Origin of the sequence: Actinoplanes flavus, assembly GCF_017592555.1 — a bacterium.
Taxonomy (GTDB): Bacteria; Actinomycetota; Actinomycetes; order Mycobacteriales; family Micromonosporaceae; genus Actinoplanes; species Actinoplanes flavus.
On sequence record NZ_JAGFNS010000030.1, the window covers coordinates 20,424 to 45,440 of the forward strand.

At 71.5% G+C, this 25,017-nt stretch carries 22 protein-coding genes and 1 pseudogene; 8 read left to right on the forward strand and 15 right to left on the reverse strand.

The features are described 5' to 3' along the window. Positions 1 to 3: 3 nt before the first annotated feature. The 5 genes from J5X75_RS34500 to J5X75_RS34520 all read right to left on the reverse strand — a co-directional run bounded on the left by J5X75_RS34500 (position 4) and on the right by J5X75_RS34520 (position 3,879). Complete coding sequence (locus tag J5X75_RS34500) at positions 4 to 390, reverse strand: hypothetical protein (protein ID WP_208471829.1); 387 nt, start codon at positions 388 to 390, stop codon at positions 4 to 6. Between the two features lie 360 nt (positions 391 to 750). Then, positions 751 to 1,416 (reverse strand): carboxymuconolactone decarboxylase family protein, encoded by a 666-nt coding sequence (locus J5X75_RS34505; RefSeq protein ID WP_208471830.1) that lies wholly within the window; start codon positions 1,414 to 1,416, stop codon positions 751 to 753. 12 nt (positions 1,417 to 1,428) lie between these two features. Beyond that, positions 1,429 to 2,247 (reverse strand): SDR family oxidoreductase, encoded by an 819-nt coding sequence (locus tag J5X75_RS34510; RefSeq protein WP_208471831.1) that lies wholly within the window; start codon positions 2,245 to 2,247, stop codon positions 1,429 to 1,431. 24 nt (positions 2,248 to 2,271) lie between these two features. Then, the gene (locus J5X75_RS34515; protein ID WP_208471832.1) at positions 2,272 to 2,886 is read right to left on the reverse strand and encodes an HXXEE domain-containing protein; all 615 of its coding nucleotides are present in this window, start codon (positions 2,884 to 2,886) and stop codon (positions 2,272 to 2,274) included. Positions 2,887 to 2,955: 69 nt separating this feature from the next. Next, positions 2,956 to 3,879, reverse strand: a complete 924-nt coding sequence (locus J5X75_RS34520; RefSeq protein WP_208471833.1) for an alpha/beta fold hydrolase — start codon at positions 3,877 to 3,879, stop codon at positions 2,956 to 2,958. Positions 3,880 to 3,964: 85 nt separating this feature from the next. Between J5X75_RS34520 and J5X75_RS34525 the strand changes: the two genes are divergently transcribed. Further along, the gene (locus J5X75_RS34525) at positions 3,965 to 4,552 is read left to right on the forward strand and encodes a TetR/AcrR family transcriptional regulator (protein ID WP_208471834.1); all 588 of its coding nucleotides are present in this window, start codon (positions 3,965 to 3,967) and stop codon (positions 4,550 to 4,552) included. On the opposite strand, the gene J5X75_RS34530 is transcribed toward J5X75_RS34525, so the two are convergent. After that, positions 4,494 to 7,268, reverse strand: coding sequence for an AAA family ATPase (locus J5X75_RS34530; protein ID WP_238490479.1), 2,775 nt, complete (start codon positions 7,266 to 7,268; stop codon positions 4,494 to 4,496). The two genes, J5X75_RS34525 and J5X75_RS34530, sit on opposite strands and share 59 nt — an antisense overlap. 7 nt (positions 7,269 to 7,275) lie before the next feature. Continuing rightward, positions 7,276 to 8,205: an alpha/beta hydrolase gene (locus J5X75_RS34535; protein WP_208471836.1), complete on the reverse strand. Its 930-nt coding sequence runs from the start codon at positions 8,203 to 8,205 to the stop codon at positions 7,276 to 7,278. Positions 8,206 to 8,251: 46 nt separating this feature from the next. On the opposite strand from J5X75_RS34535, the gene J5X75_RS34540 reads away from it, so the two are divergent. Beyond that, positions 8,252 to 8,965: a TetR family transcriptional regulator gene (locus J5X75_RS34540; RefSeq protein ID WP_208471837.1), complete on the forward strand. Its 714-nt coding sequence runs from the start codon at positions 8,252 to 8,254 to the stop codon at positions 8,963 to 8,965. Between the two features lie 124 nt (positions 8,966 to 9,089). Here J5X75_RS34540 and J5X75_RS34545 read toward each other — a convergent pair whose 3' ends face one another. The 4 genes from J5X75_RS34545 to J5X75_RS34560 all read right to left on the reverse strand — a co-directional run bounded on the left by J5X75_RS34545 (position 9,090) and on the right by J5X75_RS34560 (position 12,597). After that, the gene (locus J5X75_RS34545) at positions 9,090 to 9,623 is read right to left on the reverse strand and encodes a GNAT family N-acetyltransferase (protein ID WP_307798449.1); all 534 of its coding nucleotides are present in this window, start codon (positions 9,621 to 9,623) and stop codon (positions 9,090 to 9,092) included. Between the two features lie 44 nt (positions 9,624 to 9,667). After that, on the reverse strand, positions 9,668 to 9,913 hold the full coding sequence (locus J5X75_RS34550; RefSeq protein ID WP_208471838.1) for a hypothetical protein: 246 nt from the start codon (positions 9,911 to 9,913) through the stop codon (positions 9,668 to 9,670). Between the two features lie 97 nt (positions 9,914 to 10,010). Further along, on the reverse strand, positions 10,011 to 11,477 hold the full coding sequence (locus J5X75_RS34555; protein ID WP_208471839.1) for a tetratricopeptide repeat protein: 1,467 nt from the start codon (positions 11,475 to 11,477) through the stop codon (positions 10,011 to 10,013). 82 nt (positions 11,478 to 11,559) lie between these two features. Further along, positions 11,560 to 12,597, reverse strand: a complete 1,038-nt coding sequence (locus J5X75_RS34560; RefSeq protein WP_208471840.1) for a GlxA family transcriptional regulator — start codon at positions 12,595 to 12,597, stop codon at positions 11,560 to 11,562. Between the two features lie 112 nt (positions 12,598 to 12,709). On the opposite strand from J5X75_RS34560, the gene J5X75_RS34565 reads away from it, so the two are divergent. Further along, positions 12,710 to 13,447 carry an SDR family NAD(P)-dependent oxidoreductase gene (locus J5X75_RS34565; protein ID WP_208471841.1) on the forward strand — a complete coding sequence of 246 codons (738 nt, stop codon included), beginning with the start codon at positions 12,710 to 12,712 and terminating at the stop codon, positions 13,445 to 13,447. A gap of 90 nt (positions 13,448 to 13,537) precedes the next feature. Here the strand turns inward: J5X75_RS34565 and J5X75_RS34570 are convergent, their stop codons facing one another. Next, positions 13,538 to 14,836, reverse strand: a complete 1,299-nt coding sequence (locus tag J5X75_RS34570; protein WP_208471842.1) for a hypothetical protein — start codon at positions 14,834 to 14,836, stop codon at positions 13,538 to 13,540. A gap of 109 nt (positions 14,837 to 14,945) precedes the next feature. Beyond that, a pseudogene (locus J5X75_RS34575) lies at positions 14,946 to 15,863 on the reverse strand (Ppx/GppA family phosphatase); the annotation flags it as partial. A 244-nt stretch (positions 15,864 to 16,107) separates the two neighbouring features. Between J5X75_RS34575 and J5X75_RS34580 the strand changes: the two are divergent. Further along, the gene (locus J5X75_RS34580) at positions 16,108 to 16,620 is read left to right on the forward strand and encodes an aromatic ring-opening dioxygenase LigA (RefSeq protein ID WP_208471844.1); all 513 of its coding nucleotides are present in this window, start codon (positions 16,108 to 16,110) and stop codon (positions 16,618 to 16,620) included. A 140-nt stretch (positions 16,621 to 16,760) separates the two neighbouring features. On the opposite strand, the gene J5X75_RS46200 is transcribed toward J5X75_RS34580, so the two are convergent. Next, complete coding sequence (locus J5X75_RS46200) at positions 16,761 to 17,525, reverse strand: CAP domain-containing protein (RefSeq protein WP_208471845.1); 765 nt, start codon at positions 17,523 to 17,525, stop codon at positions 16,761 to 16,763. A 225-nt stretch (positions 17,526 to 17,750) separates the two neighbouring features. On the opposite strand from J5X75_RS46200, the gene J5X75_RS34590 reads away from it, so the two are divergent. From J5X75_RS34590 to J5X75_RS34605, 4 genes are all read left to right on the forward strand, one after another. After that, the gene (locus J5X75_RS34590) at positions 17,751 to 19,058 is read left to right on the forward strand and encodes a choice-of-anchor B family protein (protein WP_208471846.1); all 1,308 of its coding nucleotides are present in this window, start codon (positions 17,751 to 17,753) and stop codon (positions 19,056 to 19,058) included. A gap of 38 nt (positions 19,059 to 19,096) precedes the next feature. Then, a complete protein-coding gene (locus J5X75_RS34595) occupies positions 19,097 to 19,918 on the forward strand; it encodes a DUF8832 domain-containing protein (protein ID WP_307798450.1) in 822 nt (273 codons plus the stop codon). A gap of 104 nt (positions 19,919 to 20,022) precedes the next feature. Next, positions 20,023 to 22,929 carry a glycosyl hydrolase family 65 domain-containing protein gene (locus tag J5X75_RS34600; RefSeq protein ID WP_208471847.1) on the forward strand — a complete coding sequence of 969 codons (2,907 nt, stop codon included), beginning with the start codon at positions 20,023 to 20,025 and terminating at the stop codon, positions 22,927 to 22,929. 46 nt (positions 22,930 to 22,975) lie between these two features. Next, entirely contained in the window at positions 22,976 to 23,578 is a 603-nt protein-coding gene (locus J5X75_RS34605; protein ID WP_208471848.1) for a YdeI/OmpD-associated family protein, read from the forward strand. Here the strand turns inward: J5X75_RS34605 and J5X75_RS34610 are convergent. Further along, positions 23,505 to 25,007, reverse strand: coding sequence for a protein kinase family protein (locus J5X75_RS34610; protein WP_208471849.1), 1,503 nt, complete (start codon positions 25,005 to 25,007; stop codon positions 23,505 to 23,507). The two genes, J5X75_RS34605 and J5X75_RS34610, sit on opposite strands and share 74 nt — an antisense overlap. Between the last annotated feature and the right edge of the window lie 10 nt (positions 25,008 to 25,017).

Here is a 25,017-nt window from a genome sequence, read left to right on the forward strand (position 1 = left end):
GGGTCAGGTCGGCGATTCGTCGTCGTACCTCCACCACTGCCGGGCTGGATCGGCGGCCACACACAGGAACTCGTCGCGCGAATAGACCCGGCCGAAATTGCTGTCGATCCAGAATTCGTAATGCGGCGCGAGGCCCTTGACCAGGTCCACGACGGCTTCCGTCTCCCGATAGTCGACCACGAACGCCGTCGGGTTGGCGGGAATCCTCTCTGGCGGCCACTCATCGAAGATCCACTCCTCGATCGGGGCCATCGCGCACACGTACATCCGCCCGCCAGGCGGCTCCACGGTGGCCACCTTCCCCGCGACGAAGGCTGCTTCGCCGAACGTGTCCGCGATGTGACGCAGTCCGACATCAGTGCGATCGAACACCAGAACCACCGTGTTCACAGCAACCCTTCCGTCACCGGGACCCGAACAGAACCTGACTACGCACGGCGCCGGCGAGCGGTTCGATCCGAGCGACATCCTCACCACCTCACGAGGCACCGAACAGCCGATTCCGCCTGTTCGCCGGGTATAAGGGACAACCCGGTGGGCTCACCTCGCTGACCGCACCGGGCGAGGAGGATTACGCAAAGTGACTACTGGTCTGATTTCGGATGACGCCGACTTCGAGGTGCCGGCCAGCGGCGTGCCCGACGGACCTGCGGCCCGGCAGCATCATCAGGAAGAGCGGCCGCCGTCGCGGATCTGGTCGCCACGACCATGAGCATGAAACCGATCGCGAGCAGCGTGCCGAACCCGCTGTCACTGCGGAACGTCGCCACCCAGCCCGAGCGCGCGGGCGGCGGCCCAGGCTCGGGGCAGACCGAACTCCGCTACTCCCCGCAGCAGGTCACGCAGGGTTTCGTCGGTGGCGCCGGCGCCCCTGGCGAGTTCCGCGTGCAGCCGTAACGACTCACCCAGCGTCTGGTAGAAGACATCCACGACCAGGCAGGCGATGGCCCGCTCCCGGACGCTCATGTGCGGTCGGGCCCACCGCTGAGCCATCTGGTCCTCGGTGAACACCGCCAGCCCGCGGTCGAGTCGCTCCAGGTCGGCCACGGTGCGGGCCAGCGCCCCGTCCGGGGGTGCCGGAGCGAGCGGCCCGGTGTTCCGTGCCGGGGGCAGGCCGAGTTCGCTGAGGCGCTGGAACGCGGACACGAGGATCGGGTAGCCGACGTAGGGTGCGAGATGCCGGTACAGTTCCCGGATCGCCTCGGGCTCGACGCCGTGGGTGAGAGCCATCTCGACGTGCATGGCGAGCGGGGTGTCCAGGTGCGGGTGGCAGAGGTCCGCGGTCAAGCAGACGAACGCCTTCTCCCGTACCGTCAGGTGGGTCAGACCCCACAGATGGTGGCCCGCGTCGACGGCGAGCCGGGCGAACAGGGGGTCGAGGGCAACGATGGCGTCGGCTCCCGCAAGCTGGGTCACGGTGTGCTCCGTTCAGGACAGGCCGAGCGCCCGCAGGCGAAGGGCGTCGAGGGTGTGCTGAGGGACGATCCGGCCGAGGGTGCTCATCAGCCGTGACTTCTTGCCGACGGGGTAGCGGGCGCGGGGCTTGCGGGCGGTGAGCGCCTGCAGCACGGCCCGGGCGACCACGTCGGGGCTGGATCCCGAGCGTTCCTCCTTGAGGCCCGCGCTGGTCATGGTGCGGTAGGCGGCCTCGTAGAGGCGGCGGCCTTCGGGGCCGATCGATTCCAGGCGGGGTTCGACTTCGCCCTCCAGCTTGTCGACGGCGTCGCTGTGGATCGACCCGGGTTCAATGAGCACCGCGCGGATTCCCCAGGGTCGAACCTCCATGCGCAGCGCGTCGTTGAGCGAGCGGATGGCGTGTTTGGAGGAACACAGCGGCCCGCCGAACGGCAGGGTGATCCAGCTGCCCACGGACCCGACGGTGACGATTCGCCCCCGCGAGACGCGCAGCATCGGCAACATCGCCTGCGTCACGGCCACCTGGCCGAAGACGTTGACCTCGTACTGCCGGCGCAGGGCGTCCAGCGGAATGTGCTCGAGGGGCCCGGTGACGCCGATGCCGGCATTGTTGACCAGGGCGTCGAGCCTTCCGATGCGCTGGGCCGCGGCCGTGATCTGTCCGGTATCGGTGACGTCGAGCTTGATCGGGGTGACGGTCCCGCCGAGCGCCTCCGCGTCGGCGTCCTTGCGGACACCGGCGAAGACGGTGAAGCCTTCCCGCGCCAGCAGCAGTGCGGTGGCCCGGCCGATTCCGGTGGACGCGCCGGTGATCAGGACGGTCTTGGACATGCGGTGTTCCTCCGTTCGCACGGGTCAGGTGAGCGACGTGACCGTCTCGGGCCGTGCCGGTTGCTGCGCGGCCTTGAGCTCGTGGTTCTCGCGGATGAGGCAGTAGATGAGCAGGCCGCTCATGGCGAGGTGGCCACCGGCCGTGTAGAGCCCGGGGAAGTAGCCGCCCTTGATGATCGGAAAGACGAAGTGTGCGATTCCGTTGAGCAGGCCGGCACCGAGGGCGTACCACCAGAGGAAGAAGTTGGCGACGCGGATCTGATAGAGCGCCCCGGCTCCGGCGAAAAAGTAGAGCGCGCCGAATCCGAAGACGAAGACGAGCAGGAACTCGTTCTCCGGCCAGTCGCGCGGCGATTGGAACAGCTCCACGATCTCGTGCGGGAAGCCGCCGGTGTACTCCTCGGCCATGTGGATGAGCTGGAACCCGACGGCACAGAGGTACACGGCGATCACCCGGCGGGATCGGACCGGGCGGGCATAGCTGAAGGTGACCCAGCCGCTCCAGGCCAGGGCGCTGGCGGCGACGAGGACGAAGGCGCCCTGGAGCGGCACGGTGAGCAGTGCCCAGGTGCTGAACGCGATGGCCAGCACCGCCATGATGATGCCGGAGTAGGGCTCCGGCCGGTTGTTCGTACTCATGGTTTCGGACCCTACGGAGATGGTGATTCCGTTCGCCTCTGTCGATTGACTGATGTGTGATCGGTTTTCTCAACGGGCCAGGAAGCCGGCGATGAGCGGGTTGGCCTCGGCCGGGCAGTCCTCGTGGGTGTTGTGCCCGCAGCCGGGCAGCACCTGGTAGGTGGCACCGGGAATGCGGCCGGCCATGTCGGGGGCTTGCGACGGGTGGTCGAACCGGTCGGCGGCGCCCCAGAGGATGAACGTGGGTGTGGTCATCCGGGGCATGTGCTCCTGGGTGATCGAGAAGTCGAGATTGCGCTGCAGTGTCCACATGGCCTCGCGGTTCTCCGGGCGGCTGATCGGGGCCCAGTTCTCGGCGACCACCTCGTCCGGTATCGGGTTGGCGAATGCCTTGCGCTGCATCGTGGCCGCGTCGGATTCGCGCATGAGTTTGCCGATCAGCTCTCCGAGCACGGGGACCTCCAGCGGGCGCCAGTCCGGGCTGGACGGCACGTCGAGCCCGGTCGAGCCGATCAGCACGAGACGGTCGACCCGGTCGGGATCGCGCTGGGCGAGGCGCATCGACCAGCTGCCGCCCCAGGAGTGCCCGACGAGACTCGCCCGGCGCAGCCCGACGGCGGTCATGAAGTCGCCGAGCGCCCCCGACATGGCGTCCAGGTCGTATCCGAAGCCGGGTTCGGTGAGCGTGGTGTATCCCTGGCCGGGCAGGTCGACGGCGTACACGGTGTGCCGTTCGGCGAGGACCGGTACGAGATGGCGGTAGGAGTAGAGCCATTGGCCGCCGCCGGCGACGAGGATCACCGGGGAACCCTGACCGGTTCGGGTGTAGTGGAACCGGGCCACCGGGGTGTCCACGTATTGCGACTGGATCTCGGCGAGGTACGGGGAGTCGTAGCGAACCGGGGTGGGCTGCCAGGCGTATGCGACGAACAGCGCGGCGCCAAGAAGGACGGCGAGCGCCGCGAGCGTCCGGGCGAACCATCTTCTGATCATGAGAACCTCTACGTATGGAGAAGATTTTCCTCCGATCGTAGAGACATTTTCTTCGTTTGTAGAGACCTGTGGCAGGCTTGAGAGCGTGACCACAGACCGGCGTACGCAGATGCTCGACACCGCCCTCACGCTCATCGCCGAGCGTGGCCTGCGTGGTCTGACGCATCGGGCCGTCCAGGATGCGGCCGGACTGCCCCACGGCTCGGTGACGTACTACTTCAAGACCCGCGACCAGCTCGTCCTCGCCGTCGTGGAGCGCATCATCGAGATCGATCGCGAGCGCGCCCGTCCGGCGATCCGCGCAGCCGTCCGTGCGCTGGCCGGCGCGCCGGCGGAGACGGACCATCGGCAGATCGCCGCACTGCTGCAGAGCTGGTGGACCGAGAGCCGGCAACTGCTGCTCGCCCGATACGAACTCGACCTGGCCGGCGCACGTGACCCGTCCATCCGCGACGCCATGCGACGCTGCGGCGCCGAGTTCCGTGACCTCGCCGAGCTCGTGGCCGTCCAGGCCGGGTCACCGGACCCGGCATTCGACGCCGAGGTCGTCACCTGCCTGGTCGACGGGCTCATGTTCCATTTCGTCACCCGGGGGCCGCTCTCCAGCGACCACCTCAGCGAAGGCGTACGCCGAGCGTTGTCATCAGGTGGGACAGTTCGGCGCGCGACGTGACGCCCAGCTTGGGAAACGCCTTGTACAGGTGGGAGGCGACCGTCCGCGGGCTGAGAAACAGCTGCGCCCCGATCTCGCGATTGGACGCCCCGGTCGCCGCCAGGCGCACCACCTGATGCTCCTGTGGCGTCAGTCCGGCGAGCGGGTCCTCGGCAGCGCGGCGGTCGGGCACCGAGACACCCGTGGCGCGCAACTCCGCGGCGGCCCGCGCCGACCACGGCGCCGCGTCCAGGGCGTCGAAGGCTTCGCGTGCCGCTTCAAGCTGGGCTCGGGCCGCGGTACGGCGCTGCTGACGGCGCAGCCACTCCCCGTACACCAGGCGGGTGCGAGCCTCGTCGAACGGCTGCCCGGCGCGGGCGTGCAGCTCCAACGCCCGCCGGTACAGGCGGTCGGCCTCGGCGTCGTCGGCGAGCAGCGCCCGAGTGCGGTAGAGCACCGCACACGGCCGATCACGGCTCGTCGTCTCCGCCCACTGCGCGTACCGGTTCAGCGAGGGTTCCGCACGGTCCGGCTGCCCTGCCCGTACGGCCGCCTCGACCTGGTCCGGCCACGCGTACCGCCAGACGAACGCATGCCGGGACGGACCCGACTGTGCCCGGTCGACCCGGTCGAGGACCGCCTCGTAGCGACCCGCGCCGAGGTCGAGCAGCACGCGTGCGTACTCCGCCCAACAACCGCCGGGCATCCACGCCCGGCGTTCGGCGTCGCGTAGCCCGGCCGCCCCCGACGCCAGGCACTGCTGTTCCGCACCCGCGGCCGCGGACAGCCACGCCTGAAGACCGGCGAGGTAGCCGGACCACTGGGGCTGCCCGACGTCGGCGGCGAGGGAGGCCGCCTGCGCCACGGTGGCCCGCGCGGACCGGTGCCGGCCGCCGAGGACCTCGGCGACGGCCCGGATCGTCAACGCCTGAGGCAGGCGACCGAGCCGCCCCTCGGCGCGGCACTCCTCGACCATCGCCTCGGCATGGTCGGACATGCCGTCGAGATCGGCACGGACGACGGCGTGCTGGGCGACGACCATACGCAGCTCGGCCGGCATCGAGGTGATGTCGTCCAGCGGCGGGAAGCTGTGGGCGACCACCGTGTCGCCCTCCAGCATCCGCCGAACTCCGCTGTTGATGCTGCGCAGCAGGGCGGCGGGGCCGTCGCCCGGCGGAATCAGCTCCTCGGTGCGGCGTGCGAGACCCACCTGGTCGGGGTGCCGGGCACTCGACCAGATGAGGTAGCCGGCCACACTCAGCAGGGACAGCAGGGTCGGCACGTCGCTGACCTTCGCCGCCGCCTCGTGTAATAGCCGCGCCCCCACGAGCGGCCGGCCCGCTTCGGCCTCCAGCTTGGCCCGGACCATCGCCAGCTCTGCCAGAACCGGGGGCGCCGGTGGCGCGACGGCGCGACTCAGGGCTTCGCCGGCCAGTTGCCCGGCCCGCCGCCACAACCCCGCCTCGACCGCCGCGGCGGCCGCGGCGATCCGGCGGCGCGTGGCCTGCGCGGGATCAGCGGACAATTCAGCCGCGCGGGCGTAGGCGGCCGACACCGCGGCCTGCCCACCCCGCTGCCGGGCGCGCAACGCCAGCTTCTCCAGTTCGCCGGCGACGCCGTCGTCGGGCCGCACGGTGACCGCGGCGAGATGCCACGCGCGCCGGTCGTCGTCGACCGCGGCGGCCAGCGCCCGGTGCGCCGCCGTCCGCGCCGCCACGTCACCGGCGAGGACCACCGCGGTACGCACCAGGGGATGCCGGAACACCACACCCGACACTCCTACGCGGACCAGCCCGGCTCTTTCGGCCGCGGCGAGGTCACCGAGTCCGGCGCCGAGCGACTCCATCGCCACGGACAGCAGACCCGGGCAACCACGGTCGTCGAGGGCGGCCACGAGCAGGCAGGCACGGGTGGGTTCCGGCAGCGCCTCGACCCGCTGCCGGAACCCGGTGAGAACCCGGTCCAGCACCGGCGCCGCCGTGCCGAAGGAGAACGACAGTGGCATGGGGCCGCCGAGGCGCTGCTCGGGCGTGAGCATCGACGGCAGCTCGATCAGCGCCAGTGGATTGCCCTGCGCCTCCGCCACCAGCTGATCGCGGACGGCCGGTGGCAGGTCCGCCGCGTACTCGGCAACGAGCCGTGCGGCCGCCTCCGGCTCCAGCCGGCCCAGCCGCACCTCCGGCAGCCCGCGTCCGGAGAAGTCGCCCTCGGACTCCCGGGTGGCGAACAGCACGGCGACGGGTTCGGCGTCCAGCCGCCGGGCGGCGAACAGCAAGGCGTCGGCCGACTCGCCGTCCAGCCAGTGCGCGTCGTCGATCAGGCACACCAGCGGCGTCGACGCGGACACCTCGACGAGCAGGTTGAGGGTTGCCAGTCCGACCAGGAACCGGTCACCCCGGTTGGTCGCGCCCAGCCCCAGCGCGCCCAGCAGAGCGTCGGACTGCTGCGGCGGCAACGCCGGGACCCGGTCGAGCACGGGACGCAACAGGACGTGCAGTGCGGCGAACGACAAGCCCGCCTCGGACTGCATCCCGGTCACGCGCAGGACCCGCGCCGACGTGCGGGCCGCCGCGTACTCCAGCAGAGCCGACTTTCCGATACCGGCCTCACCGCAGACGACGAGGGCCCGAGGGTGGCCGCCCACGGCGCCGGACAACAGCCGGTCGACGAGATCCTGCTCCGCCGCGCGGCCATGGAGTACGTCAGGAGATCGGGAAGCTCGTGAGACCGTCAGCATCAGGCGACTAATCCCCTCCGGTACGCCGGTGGCCGCGTCGCCCACCTGACGACGCCGGCAGGTCGTGCAGGAACGCGATCTGGTCCGCGGCGACGGCCTCGCGGGTCCGAGCGTCACTGTAGAAGGAGAAGTGTGTGCCCGCATACAGTTTGAGCATGCCCTGCGGCGCGCGATCGGCGAGCCGGCGGCACAGTTCCACGGGCGTCTGGGCGTCGGCGACGGCGGTGCACACCAGCAGCGGAACGGCCAGCCGGGCGGCCGCCGCGTCCGGGTGGTACCGCATCATCGACAGGATGCCGCGGGGCGCGACCCGGTTGCGCCAGAGCGTGCCGGGCGGCAGCGTGTTCGCGTGCTCCTCGGCCTCGGCCGCGTTGGTGATCGCCACCTCGCCCGGCGCGCCGATCAGCGGGACGTAACGGGGCGACAGGCCGAGCCTGCCGCGCAGCGTGTCCCACATGACGACCGCCATCAGTTGCAGAGCCTGCCCGGTCGATCGTCCCTCGACGCGGCGCGGAAACCCGTTGAACGGAATCTGCGCCACCACCGCTGTGATCCGCGGGTCGTCGGCGGCGGTCGTGATCGCGTGGGCGCCGCCGAGGGAGTTTCCCCACAGCATGACGCGATCGGCGTCGATGCCGTCGTCGGCGCGCGCCCATGCCACCGCCGCCCGGATCTCGGCCAACTGCCGGCCGACGTCGACGATCTGCCGTGGCTCGCCTCGGCTGCGGCCGAAGCTGCCGTAGTCGAACACCAGCGCTGCCAGCCCGGCAGCCGCGAAGACCTCGGCCCAGGGGAAGAGCCGATCCATCGTGCTGCCGAAACCGTTGCACAGCACCACGCAGGGCGCCGGTTGCAGCACCACCGGCCGGTAGAGACGACCGGACAGCCGGTCACGGTCGCTCGCGAAGGACACGTCGACCTCCGTAAACTTACCCATGGTCGGGATCGTAGCAATATTTACTTACCGAGGGTAGGTAGCTGGAGTGACACGACAGCGCATCATGGCCGTCGCGGCGGCGCTCTTCGCCGAGCGTGGCTACCGGGCGACGTCCATGCAGGAGATCGCCGAGCGGGTCGGCATCACCAAGGCCGCGCTGTACTACCATTTCGCCGCCAAGGAGGACCTGCTGCACGAGCTGACCGCCCCGGTGCTCGACGATCTGGAGCGAGAACTCAACGAGGCGGAGGCCGCCGGCGACCCGGAGACCGTCCGCTGGCGAGCGATCGAGGCTTTCCTCGATGTGCACCTGCGGCACCGGGACACGCTGCTCATGCTGGTCCGGGACATGACCCTGCTCGTGCAGGCGCCGGTCGCCGACCGGGTCAAAGCCGCGATCGCGCTGGCCAACACGCTGGTGAGCGGCCCCCGTCCGGGTCTCGCCGAACGGGTGCGCGCGGCCCAGGTCGTCGCCGGCCTCGCCGATCCGGTGGTGATGTTCCACGATGTGCCGCCGGAGCGACTACGGCGACTGATCCTCGAGGGTGCTCGCACGCTCCTGGCAGCCGGCGCCCCGGCCTCCGGCCCCGCCACGCCGTCGGCACGCCGCCGATCGGGCGGGCGCCCCGCGGCGTTGACCGCGCAGGAAGCAGCCGAGATCCGCCGTTTACGGGAGACCGGCGGTCTGGGTGTGGATGAACTCGCCCAGCGGTTCGGTGTCTCCCGGGCAACCGTCTATCGCAGTATCAAAACCACCTGATGTTTTGCGACTGAGTTTTGATACAGCGACCGCAGGGTGCGGACAGCGACAATCCCGCCGGACGAGTGCGGGTCGGGCGGGCGGGAGGCCCTGAGCCATTGGTCCGCGTCCACCGGGGCTTCGGCTACTCGGTCAGGTCGATGGCGTAGACGCGCAAGAGTGTGCCGAGGGTCGGGTCGCTGGTTTCCCGGTCCAGGTGCATGCCGATCTTGAGCATGACGCGGGCGGACGCCTCGTTGCCGACCTGATGGATGCTCACCAGGTGTTTCATGCCCAGGTCGTCGCGGGCGTGCGCGAGCACCGCCCGGGCCGCCTCGGTGGCCAGGCCGCGGCCCCAGTGCCGCCGGGCCAGGCGCCAGCCGATCTCCACGTTCGGCAGGATCTCCGGCAGGAAGGTGGGCACCGCCAGCCCGGTGAAGCCGGCCAGCTCGCCGGTGTCGCGCAGGGTGAGCGCGAACAGGCCGAACCCGTGCTCGTCCCAGTGCCGGCGCCAGGTGGCCAGACGTTCCGCGGTGCCGTCGCGGTCGAGCGGCCGCCCGTCGCGGATCCAGCGCATCACCTCCGGGTCGGCGTTGATGGCGGCCATCGGCTCCAGGTCGTCGTCGGTCCAGTGGCGCAGCACGAGCCGGGACGTTTCCAGACGCGTCGAATCCCTCACGGGGTGGCAAACTACCGGCCGGGGCCGCGCACCGGCGAGCCGGATCACCCGGTCTTGGCGGACTCCTCCTCGGGCGGGGCCATGCGCGGTCCGGTCATCGGCGGCTCGCCCGCGGCAGGGGCTTCCTCCTCGGCCCGCGCCGGGGAGGAAGCCGGATGCCCGGGCCGGAACGCGCGGGGATCGAACGCGCCACCGGGACGCTCCTGGACGAATTCGCCCTGTCCGTCGCTGATCAGTCCCTGCGCCCGGTCGACGTCGTTCTGCGGATACTCGGTCTGTGCGTCGCTCATCCCGGCGGCGTACCCGGTCGGGCGGCCGGCCTATCCTCGCCGGCCCGGCGAGAACGCGCCGAGCGGGAGCCGGAAGCCACGCGGACGCCGGAGCGGCTCAGCTCCGGTCGGTGATGCGGTGGCGGAATTCGGCCTGGGCGGTGGCGAAGACCTCGTTGAGCCGCCCGAGTTCGGCCTCCGTCGGCTCCCGCCGCAGATGCACGTCGATCTTGAAGTCGTTGTCGACGATCGCGACCTCGAGCCGGTCGAGCAGGTCGCCCGGCAGCCGGGTGATCACGAACTCGCGGAACGCCTCGGCGATCGTCGACGGCATGTCACCGCAGCCACAGGTACGCCCGTCGCGGACCGCGCTCAGGTGGCTGCGGCCGACCAGCGCGTCCGGATGCACCGGGTCCATGACGGCCAGGCCCTCCTCCAGGATCGTGCGGGCCTCGTCGAGGCGGCCCTCATGCTGCAGGAACAGGCCCAGCGCCACCCCCGCCCGGCCGACCGTGTCGTGGTCGGCGCCGCGGCGGGCCTGCTCCAGCGCCTGGGTCAGCCGCTGCTCGGCCGGGCCGGTCCGGCCGGCGTCCCGCAGCGCCAGGCCCCAGTTGCGCAGCACCTGACTGATCACCTCCGGACGCCCGATGAGCTGCGAACGTTCATAAGCCGATGCGTACGCGCGCAGCGAACCCTCGCTGTCGCCGGCGTCGTCGCGCGCCATCGCCAGGCCCAGCTCCGCCATCAGCGCCTCCTCGGTGCGGCCCTGCCGCTCGTAGGAGGCCAGCACCCGCTCGATCGCCTCCACCCGGCCGGCCTGGTCACCGCTGTCGCGGCCAAGGTTCGCCAGGGCGGACAGCGCGTTGATCGTCCCCTGATGGTCGGCCCCGAGCCGCTGCTCCAGCACCGCGACCACGGTGGTGATCAGCTCCTTGCGGGCCGCCGCGCCGGCCACCGGAAGTTGCGTGACGACCCGGCCGATCTGCTCGACGACGTGGTCGGGCAGTTGCTCCAGGCCGATGAACAGCGGCTCGCCGGTGCCGCCGGCCTGCACCACGGCGGCCCGCAGCGCCAGCGCCGAGGCGACCCGTTCGTGGCCGTTGTTCCAGAAGATCGCCACGGTCTCCTCGACCACCTGCCGGGCCCCGCCGACGTCGCCCCGTTCCAGCAGCAGCGACGCGAGCGGCTCCAGGCCGAAGGCGTATCCGGCGTGCTCGCGGCCGTAGAAGGCCAGCCGTTCCTGTACGCCCTGGCGCAGCTGTTCCTCGGCCTCCTCCAGCCGTCCCGCCATGCGCAGCGCCATGCCGACGTTGAGCCGGTAGGTCAGCTGGTCCTTGTGGGACTCCTGGTCGACCGGCGTCACCGACGCGGCCTGCCGGAAGCACTCGATGGCGCGGGGCAGCTGGTCGGCGTTGAGCAGCACGTTGCCGAGGTCGCACTGGGCCGAGGCCCACTGCGGGCTGCCGTGCCCGTGCTTGTCGGCGGCGGCCTGAACCTCGCGGGCCATCAGGTTCTCAGCGTCGCCGAATCGCCCCTCCCGCAGCAGCGAGAAGGCGATGTCGGCAGGTGCGGGGGTAGTCGTCACGCGCGGGAGTCTATAGATCGTCCGTGGTCGAGGTCGGCCTGCTGCTTCCGGCTTCGGTGCACCCCGGGGTGGCAGTCTCCCGTCACCGGCCGGCGCCGGCCATCGTGGAGTGCCGACCGATGGCGCTTTCGGGGCTGCCGGGTGTCGAGGCGAACGCCCGGCGGTACTGCTGCGGTGGCACGCCGACGTGAATGCCGAAGTGGCGGCGCAGGTTCGCCGCCGAGCCCAGCCCGCACCGCTCACCGATGGCGTCGATCGGCAGGTCCGTGGTCTCCAGCAGGACTTGCGCGTGGGCGAGGCGCTGGTGCAGCAGCCACTGCAGCGGCGTCGTGCCGGTCGCGGCCTGCACTCGCCGGAAGAAGGTGCGCGGGCTGAGTCCGGCTCGGCGGGCCAACCCTTCGACGGTGTGCGGCCGGTCGATATGGGCGATTGCCCACTGCAGCACGCCGCCGACGCCGTCGTGGTCACGGGCCGGCACGGCGCGGTCGATGAACTGTGCCTGCCCGCCGGGGCGGTGCGCCGGTACGACGAGCCGGCGGGCCAGCTGATTGGCGACGTGTGCGCCGAAGTCGGTGCGCACCACGTGCAGGCACAGGTCGAGCCCGGCGGTCATGCCGGCGCTGGTGAGCACCGGGCCGTCGTCGACGTACAGCACCGCGTCGTCGACGGTCACCCGCGGGAATCGGTCGGCGAGGATCGCGGTGTGCGCCCAGTGTGCGGTCGCGCGCCGGCCGTCGAGCAGGCCGGCCTCGGCGAGGGCGAACGCACCGGTACACAGTGACATGAGCCGGACCCCGGCGGCCGCGGCGCGCCGCAGCGTGTCCAGTAGTTCGTCGTCGAAGTCTTGGGCACCCGTCACGCAGGCTTCGGGGACCGCGGTGACGATGGCCAGGTCCGCCTCGAGGATCTCGCTGAGCCGGTGCGGCGAGGTGAGGCTCACCCCGTTGCGGGGCTGCGCCGCCTGGTCGCTGCCGGGGCACAGGCGCAGGTCGTACCAGGGGTCGGCGAGGTCGGGCTGGGCGACGCCGAACACCGCGGAGGCGATCGCCACTTCGTACAGGTCCCAGGGGTGCATGTCGGTGTGGTCGACGACCACGACCGCGACGGACGGTGCTGTCATGACGGCCATGGTGGCACGAATTTTGCGGAGGACGTCGGTACTGCCACTCGTGGGCGAGGGTGCCGCTTGGCAGCATCGGTTCCGGCGTTTCCAATTCCGGCGAAGGAGCACGATGGGTACGTACACGGGGAAGAAGGCTGTGGTCATCGGCGGGACCCACGGCATGGGCCGTGCCGTGGTGGACACTCTGCTGGCCGACGGGGCGCAGGTGTTGCTGACCGGCCGGACCGAGGTTGCGGCGCAGCCGGGCCTCCATGCCGCGCGTTCCGATGTGACCAGTACGCGCGACATCGACGCGTTGGGTGAGACGGTCGCCGCCCACTTCGGGCTCTTCGACTTTCTGCACGTCAACGTGGGTGTCGCCGAGGTTTCACCGTTCGAGCGGGTGACGGTGGCCAGCTACGACCGCATGTTCGACGTCAACGCCCGGGGTGTGTTCTTCACCGTGCAGCGGCTGGCGCCGATGATCCGCGACGGCGGGTCGATCGTGTTCACCACGGCGGTGACCAACGGTCTCGGGTCACCGACGATGAGCGTGTACTCCGGGACCAAGGCGGCGGTGCGGGCGTTCGCGAAGGTGCTGGCCGCGGAACTTCTGCCGCGCGGGGTCCGGGTGAACACGGTTGCGCCGGGGTTCATCGACACACCGACGATGGGGTTCGCGGATGCGGGGGCCGATGAGCGTGCGGCGCTGATGAAGGTCGGCGACCAGATCACGCCGATGCGCCGGCATGGAACGGTGCGGGAGATCGCCCGCGCGGTGCTGTTCCTCGGCTTCGAGGCGACCTTCACCACCGGCGTCGAACTGCCGGTCGACGGCGGCCTCGGCCACGTCGAGACCCGCCTCTGAAGCGCCGCCGCCTCTGACGCACCTGACCGGAGACGGCCGCCGGGCGTTGCCGTGCCGATCGGCGAGGGATCGGCACGGCTTTCGATGACGTCAGCCCGGGAACTGGTCGGGGTCGACGTCGGATGAGGAGGCGTTGCCGCCGAAGACCTCTTTCAGGCTGAGTTCCCAGATCGTGTACTGGCGGGAGGTGGTGGTGAACTTGAGGCTGTCGTCGAATTTGCTGAACCCGCATTCGCGGGTGAAGCGTTTGCCGTCCCAGTCCACGCCGGTGGCCATGAAGACCTGGTAGGTGCCGTCCTTGATGCGGCCGGTCGTGACCTTCTTGTTGCCCCGGATGTAGACGGCGACGGTCGGCTTCTTCGAGCCCACCTTCACCAGTTTGACCACGGTGTCCACCGCGTTGCCGTTGTCGATTTTGAGTTGGCCGCTGCCACCGGTGACGCGGGTCAGGTAGGTCGCGTTGGGCTTGCGGCGGTTCTGATCCTTCGTCGCGGCGGGCACGAACGAGCCGAATCGGTACTTCGCGGCCGGGTCGGAGGCGGCGAGCGCGGCGATCGCGGTTCTCAGGTCGGTCGCGGCGTCGGCGCGGCCGAGCGCGGCGGCCGCGGAGCCGCCGGTGCAGATGCTGCGGCCTTCCGCGGATCCGGACACCGAGGACAGTTCGTCGGCCAGGCCGGAGAGCGCGGACACCAGGTCGCCGTGCGCGGCACTGGCCGCGGCCGGCGCCGTGAGCGCGGACAGTGTGGACTGCTGCGTGCGTGCCGTCTCGGCCAGGGCGTCGGCGGCGCCGGCCACCGCGCCGGGTGTGGTGGCCGCCCGCAGGCTGTTGACGCCCGCGGCCAACTGTTTGTCGGCGTCGTTCAGGGCGGCCTGGAAGGCGACCGGATCGAGCGGCGGCGCCGCGGCGGCGGCTTGCTCGGTCGGCAGGGTCGCGGTGGTGGTGGCGGTCGTGGTGGTGGTGCCGCCGGTGGTCTCGGTGTCGCTCGCGCCGAAGACTCTCGGCGCCAGGAGGATGGCACTGAGCAGGACCATTCCCGCGGCGACGGCGAGGATCCGGGTACGCGGGCCGAACCGCGACGGGGCGGGAGCGGCGAAGCCGGGCGGATCGCCGGGCGGCGGGAAGCCGGGGAAGGCGGCGGCGGGTTGCACCCGGATGAGCACCGGCACGGTCCGCATGGAGGTCGTGCCGGTGGCCGGGTCGACCCAGGGCAGGTCGACGTTCAGCATCACGCCGTCCGTGGCGCCCGGCGGCAGATAGATCATCACGGGCTCGCCGTTCGGGGGCGCCGCGACCGCCTTCGTCGCACCGTTCGCGGCCTCGGCCGCTGTCAGCTCGACGACGACGTGCGCGGAGCCGCCGGAGGCATGGCCCCCCGTATTCACATCCATGCTTAGAGTATCGACGACCTCGTCAACGCATGCCATCCATGATCTTCAGGACGGGTCGTGGCTTCCGGTCGGTGAGGGGCCACCGCCGGTGGGACGGGGTCGGGACGCCGAGGGTGTCCAGCCGGTGCAGGATCACCCCTTCCCGCAGCGCCCAGGGGCAGATCTCCAGCTCACCGATCTCCAGCGCCCGCATCGCTGCCCCGGCCACCAGGGCGCCGGCGACGAGCTGGTGGGCGCGGCCGGGGCTCACGCCGTCCAGGTCGGCGAGGTCGGGTGACGCCATCCGGCTGATGAAGCCGAACACCTGGCGCAGCCCCACCTCGGTGAGGACCCGGCGGGTCCGCGGTCCGCTGCTGGACGGGGCGGCTCCGGCGAGCCGGGCCAGCGAGCGGAACGTCTTCGAGGTGCCGACCGCGAGATCGTACGGCCCGGCCTCGCGGATCCGGCGGGCGACCGGGGTGAGGGCCGCGTCGAGGTCCGCGGTGAGCGCGTCGACGTCCCCACGGGCCGGCGGGTCGCCGGGCAGCCGCTGGCGGGTGAGGCGCCCGGCGCCGAGTGGCAGCGACAGCGCCACGTCGGGGTCCTCGTCGCGGCCGATCGCCAGCTCCAGGGATCCGCCGCCGATGTCGAGCACCAGCAGCCGCCCGGCGGACCAGCCGTACCACCGGCGGACGGCGAGGAAGGTGTAGCGTGCCTCGTCCGCGCCGGACAGCACCTGGAGGTCGACGCCGGTCTCGGTCCGCACCCGGGCGAGAACGGCCGCCGAGTTGTCCGCCTCGCGCAGCGCGGAGGTCGCGAAGGCGAGCAGCTCCTCGCATCCCGCGATCGTCGCGGTCGCCCTGGCCCGTGCCACGGCGCGCACCAGCCGGCCGGCGCCCGTGTCGGTCACTCGTCCCGCCTCGACCTGTTCCGCGAGCCGCAGTTGCGTCTTCTCGGACCGCATGGGGTCGGGATGGCCGCCCCGGTGGGCGTCCACGACGAGGAGATGCACGGTGTTCGATCCGACATCCAGTACGCCGAGCCGCATGCCTGGAAGCTAACTCCGGAACGGGGATGCCGGGACGGACAGGCGGTGAGATTCATCGAGAGTTCGGCGAGTCTTCTTCCGGCAGCCAGGTCGGGACCTTGGACCCGGACCTGTCGGCCCTACTGCGCGGCGCCGCGGGACCGCATTCTCATATGCGTAAGCCGACGATCGAACCCCGGCCGAACATCAGGCCGGCGGAACCGACCGAGGGATAGAACGTCATCTGTTAACGGGGGAGTCAATCATGAGCGCTATGGCCCACGAGGTCGGCCGGACCGTCGCCGGCAGTGCTGTCCGCAGCTCGCGCAAGGCCGCACGCGGCAAGGGCGGCGCGGTTCGCTGGATCGGCGTCGTGCTGGCATTCGCCGGCCTGGTCATGGTCGCCGCCGGAGCCACCACCTGGTTCACGGTCCAGTCGCAGCTGGCCGACGAGCGGATCACCGTCTCGGCCGACGCCGCATGGTTCGCCGGCGAGAAGATCGACGGCCCGCTGACCGCCTACTCCGAGGCCCAGATCATCGAGAAGCACGCCCTCAAGGCAAGCGGCGGCAAGACCTACGCCGAGCTCGACAAGGAGGACCCGGTCCGGGCCACCGTGATGAACGGCTCGTTCCTGCGCGCCTCGCTGTTCACCTCGGTCGTCTCGTTCGGCATCGCCGCGATGGTCATGGGCCTGGGCGTCGTCATCTCCCTCGCCGGCTACGCGCTGTTCCTGATCGGCCGGCGCCCCGCCACCGACCCGGCTCCCACCGTCTGACGTACCACGACCCGAGAGAAGCGGGGGGCGGGGGCCCCCCCCCCCCCGCCCCCCCCGGGGCCCCCCCCCCCCCCCGGGCGGGGGGGCCCGCCCCCCCCCCCCCCCCCCCCCGCTTCCGCATGTGCGCCTCACCAAAAGGGTCAGGCCGGTGTGGCGAAGTTCTGGGTCCAGTACCGGGTTCCGGAGGAGGACTCCGCCAGGCCGACGCCGATCTGGGTGTAGTCGCAGTTGAGGATGTTGGCCTTGTGGCCGGGGCTGTTCATCCAGCCGTCCATGACGCTGGCCGCGGTGGTGTAGCCGGCCGCGACGTTCTCGGCGACGCCGCGCCACTGATAGCCCTCGGCGGTGACCCGGTCGCCCATGCTCGCCTCGCCGGGCAGCTGGTGCGACATGGTGTTCTGCGCGGCCTGCCGGTCGGAGTGCTTCTGCGCCGCCGCCTCCAGCCGCGACTCCCGGCTGAGCCCGGAGCAGCCGGCCTTCTCCCGTTCGACGTTGACCAGGCGCAGCACTTCGGCGTTGACCGTGGCGGAGCCGGTGGAGCCGCTCGACGGCGCCTTGGTCGTCGTGGACGGTTTCGCCGTCGCGGTCCGCCGGCGGGTCGTGGACGCCGTCTGCGAGTTCTTCGGGCGTACGGTCGCCGATCTGCTCGCCGACGGTGTGGCCGACGCCGACGGCGTGGCGGGCGCGGAGGTCGTGGGCGGCGCGGAGGTCGCCGCGGTCTCCGTGGTCTCGTCCGGCGCGGCGGTCCCGGCCGTGGTGGCGGCCGGGTTGGTCGCGGCCAGGCGGATCTCCCGGTCCCCGGTGCCGGCGCCCGCGACGATCGTGGCCGAGCCGGCTCCGATCAGTCCCAGGGCCCCGATGGCCGTCAGGACGTAGCGGGTTCGTCGTTGGGATGGGGTGGGCACGAACGTACTCCTCGTCGACTCGCCTGGTAGCAGCCGACTCACTATTCATCCCCGGCGGGCGTGAAGATCGATACTAAGAAACCCTTAAGGTTCGCCTCATCGAAAACTAACGGTCCCCGCTAACATTGACGTCCGTCGAAGTGACGCTTAGCGTTCAGGCACACGCATCCGGTGCGTGCCACACCCCCCGCGCGCGCCGGTTCCCCCGCGCGAAAGGGCATCGACATGCTCCGAGGCGTACGTCGCACCATCCTTGCCGTCACCGGATTCCTGCTGCTGCTCGCCGTCGCCGGGCCACCGGCCACCGCGCACGACCCGGACACCCCGGAGGGCCGCGCCGAGCAGGCCGAGATGCTGCGCATCTACCAGCCCACCTGGCGCAGCGGCGAGCGCCTCGCCGGCGCACCGATCACCTGCGTCAACGGGAAGGCCGACAAGTACCCGTGCAAGAACGTCGACCTGCTCAGCTTCCTGCCGCAGTCGGCGCTGGGCGGCGGCGGCTCGTCGAGCATGTGGTACTGGACCGACACCCGCGACAGCAACGAGTACATCCTGTACTGCCGGTCCAACGGGGTCTCGTTCGTCAACGTCACCGACCCGTCGAACCCGCGCTACCTGGGCAACCTGCCGTCGTCGAACGGGGTCAGCTCCTCCTGGTGCGACGTGCGCACCTACAAGAACTACGCCTACATCGGCAAGGACTCGGTGTCGCACGGCATCCAGATCTTCAACCTCAACCGGCTCCAGGGCGTGACCACCCCGCAGACGTTCACCGCGGACGCGCGTTTCACCGGCCTGACCAACAGCCACACGCTGCAGATCAATCAGAACACCGGTTTCCTGTACGTCTCCGGCGCGAACACGTGCGGCAAGGGCCTGACGATCTACGACATCAAGACGCCGCTCACCCTGACGCTGGCGGCGTGCTACAGCCGTGAGGTCTACTCGCACGAGTCGATCGTGGTGACCTACGCCGGCCCGGACACCCGCTACACCGGCCGGGAGATCGCGTTCAACTACACCGGCCAGGGCCGGCGGTTCCAGATCCTCGACGTGACCAACAAGTCGAACATCGTCGTCCTGTCCAGCGTCACCCACCCGGGCGCCAGCTTCATCCACCAGGGCTTCGCCACCAGCGACTACAAGCACATGATCGTCAACGACGAGACGATCAGCACCGCATCCGGCAGCCCGGACTTCGTCTACAACATCGAGAAGCTGGACGCCGCGCGCTACGTGGGCCGGGACAACGGCACCCGCGGCACGTTCGTCAACCACAACGGCTACACCGTCGGCAACCGGCACTTCCAGGCCTCGTACCGCGGTGGCCTGCGCATCCTCGACACCACGAACGCCGCCTCGGCCTCGCTGCCCGAGGTCGGCTACTTCGACGTCGACCCCAGCTCCAACGCCAGCGGATACAGCGGCAGCTGGATGGCGCTGCCGTACCTGAAGAACGGTGTCGTCGCCGTGCAGAGCATCGGCGTCGGGCTGTTCCTGGTCCGGCCGACCGGAACGGCGGCGGTCAGCTGACCGGCGCCGGATCGCGTCACCGCCGCCTCTCGGCGGCGGTGACGCTGGCGGGTTTCGTGGCGGCCGCCTACCTCTTCGCCGACAGCCGCGGCCCGTCCCCGGCCACGGTTCCGGCGCCGGCCGCCTCGGCGGTCGCCTTTCACAGCGACGGGCTCTCCGACAGCTACGACGGCTTCCGGGTGGAGGCGCTGGCCCTGCCCACCGGCCGCGGCCCGGGCCGGGTGTCGCTGCGGGTCACCGGCCCGGACGGCGCCGCCACCGACTTCCAGCACGTGCACACCAAACCCATGCACATGTACGTGCTCCGCGACGACCTCTCCCACTATCAGCACCTGCACCCGGAGGTGGCCGACGGCGTGTGGACCGCCCCGGTGACCGTCTCCGACGGCGGCGCCTACCGGGTGTACATCGAGTTCGTGCCGCACGGCCGCCCGGCCGGCGCCGACCCCACCGTTCTCGGGGTCCCGTTCGTCATCGCCGGTGACACCAGCATGGTGCCCGTCCCCGCCCCGCAGGCCCAGGCGCGGTCCGGCCCCTACCTCGTACGCCGTCTCGACGGCACCGCCGACCTGGTCTCCGGCACCCCGACGGCGTTGCGGTTCCAGGTGTTGCGGGACGGCCGCCCCGCGGTGCTCGAACCGTATCTCGGCGCGTACGCCCACCTGTCGAACTTCGAGGTGCGCACCCAGGGCCTCAAGCATCTGCACCCGATCCCGGCCGGCCCGGACGGCGCCGCCCCGCCCGATGCCGTCCTGGCGTTCCACGCCGCCTTCGCCGAACGCGGCGACAAGCGCCTGTTCCTGCAGTTCCGGGCCGGCGGCACCACCCATCAGGTCGCCTTCACCGTCTTCAGCATCTGACCGCCCACCGGGCGGCGATCCCATCCGCTGGGGGTGATGGCACCGGAACCATCCGGGACCATTCTGTCTGCTATGGGAGGTATTCGTGGTATACGGGGGACGCGATGCCGACGACAGTGATCAGGCGGGACTTCGACGCGGTGCTCTTCGGCCTGGACGGCGTCCTGATCCCGCGCATGGCGGACCATCCGGAGGCCGAGGCGTTTCCCGGATCCATCGCCTGGGTCCGTGAGCTGCGGGAGGCGGGTCTGCGGACCGCCGTGGTGACCGGCCACCTGGACGGCGCCGCCGTCCTGGCCGGCACCGGCTTGACCAACCTGTTCGACACCGGCGTCGACGGCCGGGCCGCACGGGAGCTGGGCCTCTCCGGCGAACCGGGCCCCGGCATGCTCCTGGAGGCCGCCCGCCGGCTCGGTGTGGCGCCGGAACGCACGGCGGTGGTCGACGACACGGCGGAGGGTGTGGCGGCCGGCCGGGCGGAGGGGTTCGGCCTGATCATCGGGGTCGACCGGGACGGATCCGCGGCGACGCTCGCCGGAAACGGCGCCGATCTCGTGGTCGCCGACCTCGGCGAGCTGCTGGTCGCGGCCACCGACGACGCGCACCGCGCCGGTCCGAAGGAGCACCGGCTGCTGGCGGCGGGCCGCCGGCTGGTGGCCGCCGCCAGCGACCATTCGACCGATCCGTGGCGGATCGTCGAGCACATGTACAACCCTGGCTATGTCGAGCAGACCGAGACCCTGTTCGCGGTGGCCAACGGCTACCTGGGCATCCGCGGCGCGTTCGAGGAACGCGAGCCGTCCTTCCGGCCCGCGACGCTGCTCAACGGCTTCCACGAGACCTGGCCGATCGTCTATCCGGAGAACGCGCACGGCTTCGCCACCACCGGGCAGACCATCGCCCCGGTCCCGGACGGCACCGCCCTGCGGCTGTACGTCGACGACGACCCGGTCACCTGCGAGACGACCGAGGTCCGCGAGTTCGAGCGGGCCCTGGACATGCGCCGCGGCGTCCTGGACCGCACGGTCGTCTACCAGCTGGCGGACGGGCGGCGGTTCCGGCTGGTGACCACCAGGTTCGTGTCACTCGTCCAGCGGCACCTGGCCGGCATCCGCTTCGAGCTGACCGCCCTCGACGCCCCCGGCCGGGTCGTCATCATCTCGGAGATGGTCCTGCACCGTCCGGCGACCGAGACGGCGGCCTTCGACCCGCGGCAGACCCGGGCGCTCGACGACCGGGCGCTGATGCCCGACGGCGATCGCACCGACGGCGTACGGGTGATCCGCGGCTACCGGACGGCGCGCAGCGGGTTGCGGGTGGCGGCCGGAATGGATCACCAGTTCGACACCGAGATTCTCACCCACGTCCGTACGAGGGTCGACGACGACCGTGTCCTCGTGGCGTTCGAAGGTGAGGCGCCGGTCGGCCGGACGGTCACGCTGACCAAGTGGCTCGCCTATCACTACGGCCCGGCGCAGAGCACCGACCTGTTCGAACGCACCGCGGTGACCCTGCACCGGGCCCGCGACACCGGCTACCCGGCCGCGCTCGCCGCCCACCAGGACCAGGTCCGCTCCTTCTGGGAACACAGTGACGTGGTCTGGGAGGGCGCGCCCGCCGCCCAGCAGGCGCTGCGGTTCAGCCTGTTCAGCGTCATGCAGGCCACGCTGCGTGCGGAGGGCCACGGGATGCCGGCCAAGGGCCTGACCGGGACCGGGTACGAGGGCCACTACTTCTGGGACACCGAGGTGTACGTCCTGCCGTTCCTGGTGCACACCTGCCCCGAGGTGGCGCGCAGCCTGCTCATGCACCGGGTGCGGATGCTGCCCGACGCCCGGCGCCGGGCCCGCGAGGTGGGGTGCGCCGGCGCGCTGTTCCCGTGGCGCACCATCGGCGGCGACGAGGCGTCGGCGTACTACGCGGCCGGGACAGCGCAGTACCACATCGACGCGGACATCGCCTACGCGCTCGACCAGTACGTCCGGATCACCGGCGACACCGACCTGCTGTTCCGGCACGGCGCCGAACTGCTGGTGGAGACCGCCCGGATGTGGGCGCACCTGGGCTTCTTCTCGGAACGCCGGGACGGCCGGTTCGTGATCCACAAGGTGACCGGGCCGGACGAGTACACCACGGTCGTCGACAACAACCTGTTCACCAACGTGATGGCCGCCGAGAACCTGCGGCTCGCCGCGGACGTGGTGGACCGCCTGCGCCGGGAGTCGCCGCCGGATCACCACCGGCTCGTCGAGCGCACCGGACTGGACGACGCGGAGGTGCGGCTCTGGCGGCGGGCCGCCGACGAGATCTACATCCCCTACGACGAGCAGGCCGGGGTGCACCTGCAGGACGACGGTTTCATGGACCAGGCCCCGTGGGACTTCGCCGGCACACCACGCGACCGGTACCCGCTGCTGCTGCACTATCACCCGCTCGTCATCTACCGGCACCGGGTGATCAAGCAGGCCGACGTCGTCTTCGCCACGGTCCTGCTCCCGGAGCGGTTCACCGCCGACCAGCGCCGCCGGATCTTCGAGCACTACGACCCGCTGACCACCGGCGACTCCTCGCTGTCGGAATGCGTGCAGGCGATCGCGGCGGCCGACGTGGGCAAGTACCGCACGGCCGAGGAGTACCTGGTCGACGCCGCGGCCGTCGACATGGCCGACACCGCCGGCAACCTGCGCGACGGCATCCACATCGCCTCGGCCGGCGGCACCTGGATGGCGCTCGTCTACGCGTTCGCCGGGTACCGCTGGCGCACACCGGTACCCGAGTTCGCGCCGATGCTGCCGACCCGGGCCCGCCGGCTGCGGTTTCCGCTGCGGATCCGCGAATCGGTGCTGGAGGTCGACATCGAGCCCGACCGGGTCACCTACTCGATACGCGACGGCGAATCGCTGACCGCCCGGCACCACGGGCAGCCGTTCACCGTCACCGCCGAGGCGCCGGTCTTCTTCCCCGGCCGCTACCGCACCCACGACGCCGGGCCCGGCTCCCCACCACACTGACGCCCGCCCACCCCGTCCGGCGCGTCCGCTGAACTACCCTGCCGCCATGGGCAAAGCGGAACTGGAAGAGTTGATCGTCGCGGATGCCACGGCGCTACGGGCCTGGCTGGCCGAGCACCACACCACCTCCCCCGGCGTGTGGCTCGCCCTGACCAGGAAGGGCGGCACCGTCACCACGCTCACCTGGCAGCAGGCCGTCGACGAGGCACTGTGCGCCGGCTGGATCGACGGGCAGGCCCGCAAACGCGACGAGCACTCGTCGTGGATCCGGTTCACCCCGCGTACGGCCCGCAGCTCCTGGTCGCAGCGCAACGTCGGGCACGTCGCCCGGCTGGAGGCGGAGGGCCGGATGCTGCCCGCCGGCCGCGCCGCGGTGGAGGCCGCGAAGGCCGACGGCCGGTGGGCGGCCGCCTACGCCCCGCCGTCGGAGGCCGAGGCGCCGGCCGACCTGCTGGCCGCGATCGCCGCCGACCCGGCCGCGCAGGCCATGTTCGACGTCCTCACCAAGACCAACCGGTTCGCCCTGATCCACCGCCTCAACGCCGTCAAACGGGCCGAGACCCGCCAGCGCAAGATCACCGAGTTCGTCGCGATGCTGGCCCGCCACGAGACCGTCTACCCGCAGAAGGCGAAGCCCCCGACGGGCTGACGGGACGCTCGGACGCGGTGACCGCGCCGCGCAGCGCGTCCGCGAGGTCGCCGATCGAACCCCGGGCGGGGGCGGCCAGGATGCGTTCCACCAGGCCGCGCAGTTCGGGCGTGAACCACGGCACCGCTTGCGCCGGTGGCCCCGCCGCGGACAGGTCGGGTTCCGGGTGGGCCAGCCGGGCGGTCAGCAACGCGACCCGGACCACGTCGCGCTGTGCCGGGGTCAGCCCGTCGGGGGTCTCCCACAGCGGCTGATGGATCCGCGGCGCCGCCCGGTCGTCCGCCGCCACCACCCCGTCGGTGTCGATCAGCAGACCCACACCGGTGTCACCGCGTACCCCGTAGGCGAAGTTCTTCCAGGCCGTGTCGCCGTGCGCCAGCCCGAGCGAATGCAGCAACTCGTGCGCGGCGGCCACGTCCCGGGCGATCTCGGCCCGCTGCCGGACGGTGGTCCGGCGGCTGCCGGTGTAGTCGGGTTCCTCGTCGCACAGGTAGTCACCGGTCTGCAGGTCGCCGCCGACCAGCAGAAACGGTGAGGTGATCCGTTCGTAGAGGACTCCGGTGGCGGTGTCGCCGTCGGCGACGACCGCGACCGGCCAGAGCAGGATCCGGGCGGCGAGATCCCGGCGGTCCGGCGGCAGCCGGTCGATCCGGGACAACATCTCGCGGTACGGCGTGAGCTCCCGCCGCCCGCCGGCGGTGAACCGCTTGTGCACGAACGATCGCGGGTCCCCGTCGATGGTGGCGGCCCGGATGTGCTCGTGCCAGCCGATGGTGCCGTGCTCCCGGACCCGGTCGGCCGTCACCACGTCGAGCAGCTCGGCGACGTCACCGACGGTGTGCCGGTCCACCAGCTCCCGCGCCCGGCGGGAGAGCGGGATCGTCGCGCGGGGCGTGCCGGTGAGTTCCACGGCCCGCCGGAACACCGGTGACAGCACGACCGCTACGGCGCTGAGCACGGTCGTCTCGGGGGCCGGCCCGAACGGCAGCGCGACGGCCGCCCCGGCCACCGCCAGCGACAGGGTGTGCGCGAGCGCCCGGTCGCGGGCCGCCGGGTCGCCGGCGCGGCGCAGCGCCCACCACAGCCACAGCAGCCCGGTCAGCAGGGTGCCCGCGGTGACGGCGAGCACCCGGCCGGGGTCGAGCGGCAGCCCGTCCCACGCGGCGTTGACCTCGGCACGCCACACGGCGATCTGGGCGCCGATCCAGATGACGGCCAGCCCGCAGAGAGCGGTGACCGCGTCCGAGCGGGCCCGCCGCGCCCGTCGCCGCAGCCCGCGGGCGGCGACGGCGGCCGGATCGGCGCGCCGGGCGGCGCGACGGCGCAGTTCGGCGGCCGCCTGGTAGAGATGACCGGCCTCGGCGCGGCGGCGGTCGATCAAGCGCCGGGCCGGCGCGGTGAGGATCTGCCCGGCCACGACCAGAGCCATCAGCCACCAG